The organism is Pseudomonas sp. GM33 (genome assembly GCF_000282295.1).
Taxonomy (GTDB): domain Bacteria; phylum Pseudomonadota; class Gammaproteobacteria; order Pseudomonadales; family Pseudomonadaceae; genus Aquipseudomonas; species Aquipseudomonas laurylsulfatiphila.
In genome coordinates, this window is sequence record NZ_AKJO01000168.1 from 1 (window position 1) to 3,142 (window position 3,142).

The 3,142-nt window shown below is 59.4% G+C and carries 6 protein-coding genes; 2 read left to right on the plus strand and 4 right to left on the minus strand.

All coding sequences use genetic code 11. The annotated features are described in order from the left end of the window. From PMI26_RS03805 to PMI26_RS03795, 3 genes are all read right to left on the minus strand, one after another. Positions 1–454 (minus strand): SOS response-associated peptidase (locus tag PMI26_RS03805; RefSeq protein ID WP_007979314.1); only part of this gene is annotated, 454 nt, incomplete at its 3' end. 35 nt (positions 455–489) lie between these two features. Beyond that, positions 490–750 carry a putative signal transducing protein gene (locus tag PMI26_RS03800; protein WP_007979315.1) on the minus strand — a complete coding sequence of 87 codons (261 nt, stop codon included), beginning with the start codon at positions 748–750 and terminating at the stop codon, positions 490–492. Positions 751–759: 9 nt separating this feature from the next. After that, a complete protein-coding gene (locus PMI26_RS03795) occupies positions 760–942 on the minus strand; it encodes a CPXCG motif-containing cysteine-rich protein (RefSeq protein ID WP_007979317.1) in 183 nt (60 codons plus the stop codon). Positions 943–1,083: 141 nt separating this feature from the next. Between PMI26_RS03795 and PMI26_RS03790 the strand changes: the two genes are divergently transcribed. Next, entirely contained in the window at positions 1,084–2,247 is a 1,164-nt protein-coding gene (locus PMI26_RS03790) for a 1-acyl-sn-glycerol-3-phosphate acyltransferase (protein ID WP_007979319.1), read from the plus strand. Positions 2,248–2,349: 102 nt separating this feature from the next. Here PMI26_RS03790 and PMI26_RS03785 read toward each other — a convergent pair whose 3' ends face one another. Beyond that, positions 2,350–2,628, minus strand: a complete 279-nt coding sequence (locus PMI26_RS03785; RefSeq protein ID WP_007979321.1) for a hypothetical protein — start codon at positions 2,626–2,628, stop codon at positions 2,350–2,352. A gap of 190 nt (positions 2,629–2,818) precedes the next feature. Here PMI26_RS03785 and PMI26_RS0129860 point away from each other — a divergent pair, with 190 nt between their 5' ends. Further along, positions 2,819–3,025: a hypothetical protein gene (locus tag PMI26_RS0129860; RefSeq protein WP_033048315.1), complete on the plus strand. Its 207-nt coding sequence runs from the start codon at positions 2,819–2,821 to the stop codon at positions 3,023–3,025. Positions 3,026–3,142: the final 117 nt, after the last annotated feature.

Here is a 3,142-nt window from a genome sequence, read left to right on the forward strand (position 1 = left end):
GCCGCCGCTGGCTCGCCGCTGGCTGGGTAATCACCGCGGTACTCAGCCACACCTGCTCCTGTACCGGATACGCCTCCCAGATCGCCGCAAAAAATAATGACGAGCCCTCCCCCGGCGTCAGCCAATACGGGCGCTTGCGCGTCGTGCCGCGCCATTCGTAGAAACCATTGGCCGGCAACAGGCAGCGGCGCTCGCGCAAGGCCTGGCGAAACATTGGCTGCTCGGCAACAGTTTCGGCGCGGGCGTGGGCCGGGGTGCGGGACAGATCGGTCAGCCAGGGTGGCGTCAGGCCCCAGCGGGCGCGAGCCAGCGAGCGCTGACCGTCAGGCTCGGCCCGCAGCATCAACACCGAATCATTCGGGGAAATGTTCCACTGCGCCTTCTGGTCGGCGGGAAAACCGGGCAGGGCCGCGAAGGCAGGGTTCCAGCGAAACAGGGCATAACGTCCACACATGGGGCAACACGGCTCTTGATCAAACGAACGCCAGCCTAACAGACCAGCGTGCCGGGAAAGCTGTCCGGTTCATCGCCGGACAGCGGCAGCGCTGCATTGTACGCGGTGATCAGCTCGCGGGCATATTCGGCCTGGTCGTTCTCGACCGACAGCCCGAGCAGGCCATAGATCGGCAACTCGCCACTGCCCCCGAGCAAATCACGGCCCACCAGATGCGCCTCGATACCCTCGCTGGCGAGCATGCCTTGCAGCAACTCGCCTTCCATCAGGTTTTCCGGATCGTAGATGCGCTGCATACACGCCCCTCATTCGTTTTCACTGAACACTTCGAGATGCCATTCATCTTCATGAACCTGCAACACGAAGGTTATCGGCCGGCAGCACACCTGACAGTCCTCGATGTAGGTCTGATCGCCGCCGGACAAATCCAGAGTAGTCTCTACCTCCTCACCACAATACGGACATTCATACTGCGCAGTTTCCAGCATCGCGGTCTCCCAGGTGACTTGTGCGTATAATCGCCGGTCTATTTGCAGGGCTTTTTTGTCTGGCTACTTTTTCAGACCATGCCCCGCCGGTTTTCGAACAAAACCTTTACTTACCCTAGCCGTTTCTAACAAGAGAGCATGATGGGCGAATTCGATGCCATCCGACCTTACGACGACAGCGAAGTCCCAGCGGTGCTGGACCGGCTGCTCGGCGACAAGGCGTTTCTAGATATCCTCACCCACTTCCGCTTCCCGCGTTTTGCCGGCGCTTTAGGCTGGGCGCTCAAACCTCTTATAGCCCATCGGCTGCGCCGTGAGTTTGCCGGCGTGACCTGTGTGGCCACGTTACAGGACAAAGTCGAGGTTTACGTCGACCACACCATCGAGCGCGCCACCGACGGTGTCACTTATACCGGGGTGGAGCAATTCAAGTCCGGCAGCGCCTACCTGTTTATCGCCAACCACCGCGATATCGTGATGGACCCGGCCTTCGTCAACTACGCCGTGTACCACGCCGGCCTGCCGACCCCGCGCATTGCCATTGGCGACAACCTGCTGCAAAAGCCTTTCGTCAGCGACCTGATGCGCCTGAACAAGAGCTTCATCGTGCACCGCTCGATCAGCGGTCGCCGGGAGAAAATGGCGGCCTATCAATTGCTGTCGGCGTATATCAACCATTCGATCCGCAATGATTGCGCCTCGATCTGGATCGCCCAGGCCGAGGGCCGCGCCAAGGACGGTGACGACCGTACCGAATCGGCGATCCTCAAGATGTTCCACATGAGCCGCAAGGACGAGCCGTTCGGCGAAGTCATTCACTCGCTGAACCTGACCCCGGTGTCGATCAGCTACGAATACGACCCCTGCGATCAGGCCAAGGCTCGCGAGCTTTACATCCGCGCCACCACCGGCAGTTACACCAAGGTGCCGGGCGAGGATGACGTGAGCATCGCCAAGGGGATCACCGGCTACAAGGGCCGGGTGCATGTGAACTTTGCCGCACCGATCACCGAACTGTTCGAAGACACCAAGCAATTGGCGGTCGAGATGGACAAGCAAATCCTCAGTGGCTATCGCTTGTTCCCGGTGCACTACCTGGCTTACGCGCAGTGGAAAGACGCTGATCCGCAGTTGCAGGTGCCGAAGGCCACCGAGGTGTTCCCGGCCGAAGAACTGGCCAAGGCCCAGGAAGAATGGCAACGCCGCCTGGACGCTTGCCCGCCAGAGCATCGTCCATTCCTGGTGCTGCAATATGCGACGCCGGTGCGTAATCAGTACCGGGTGAAGGCAGGGTTACCGCTGTAAGCGGTCAAGATCAAAAGATCGCAGCCTTCGGCAGCTCCTACACGGGATTGATGTACACCTGTAGGAGCTGCCGAAGGCTGCGATCTTTTGCTTTGAAAAGGTTCAGACCTGAGTGCTGATCCAGGAGACCAGCAGCGCCATCCCCATGCAGGCAAAACCGAAGATGTAGAAAAACCGGTTCATGCGCAAGGTCGCCCAATCCAGCGTGGGTTCTACGTTCGGGCTGCTCTGGCGCTGCGCCTGCAAACTGGCCATCGCACGCAGTTCGCGACGACGGGTGGCGTGCAGCAACCAGCCGCCCGGGAAGGCGAAGAGCAAGGCCAGCAGATTGATCAGTTTGGCGGGATGGGCGGTAAAAAGCGTCATCAAGTGCAGCGACATTACGAACCTCAGGTCAATCAGGTAGCAGGTGCCGGACGGGCGACCGCGGCGCGGATTCTACCGAAAGCCTGCGCCCCTGCCCCCTGTTTCCGACAAATAACGAAGCTTTTGATCAATGGCTGTCCTGAGTCACGGCTTCGTCATCTGTATCGGCGAACATGCGCGTCCCAAAACCGACACGGATCACGTCATGCTCCACGCCGAAAACCAGGATCGTCTCTACCTCATCACCCCCAGCGAAGAACAACAAACCCTCGTCGGCAGCCTCGCCTTCAACGTTCAGGATCGCCATTGGCTGGTGTATTGCGCCCTGGGTGGGCATCAACATGCGGATTTACCGGAAACGGATTTGCTGACGGGCGTGAGTGTGCTGGATTTTTACTCGCAGGCTGCCTGATACCAATCTGTAGGAGCGAGCTTGCTCGCGATGGACTTGAGGACGCCGCGGGGTATCAGATTTCCCGCGTAATCGTTAACGACCATCGCGAGCAGGCTGTAGTGGTTCATTTTTTTT

Bases quoted from the DNA above. Each gene is read 5' to 3' on its own strand.
- PMI26_RS03800 (WP_007979315.1), bottom strand. From the start codon at position 750: ATGCAGCGCATCTACGATCCGGAAAACCTGATGGAAGGCGAGTTGCTG.
- PMI26_RS03795 (WP_007979317.1), bottom strand. From the start codon at position 942: ATGCTGGAAACTGCGCAGTATGAATGTCCGTATTGTGGTGAGGAGGTA.
- PMI26_RS03790 (WP_007979319.1), top strand. From the start codon at position 1,084: ATGGGCGAATTCGATGCCATCCGACCTTACGACGACAGCGAAGTCCCA.
- PMI26_RS03785 (WP_007979321.1), bottom strand. From the start codon at position 2,628: ATGTCGCTGCACTTGATGACGCTTTTTACCGCCCATCCCGCCAAACTG.
- PMI26_RS0129860 (WP_033048315.1), top strand. From the start codon at position 2,819: ATGCTCCACGCCGAAAACCAGGATCGTCTCTACCTCATCACCCCCAGC.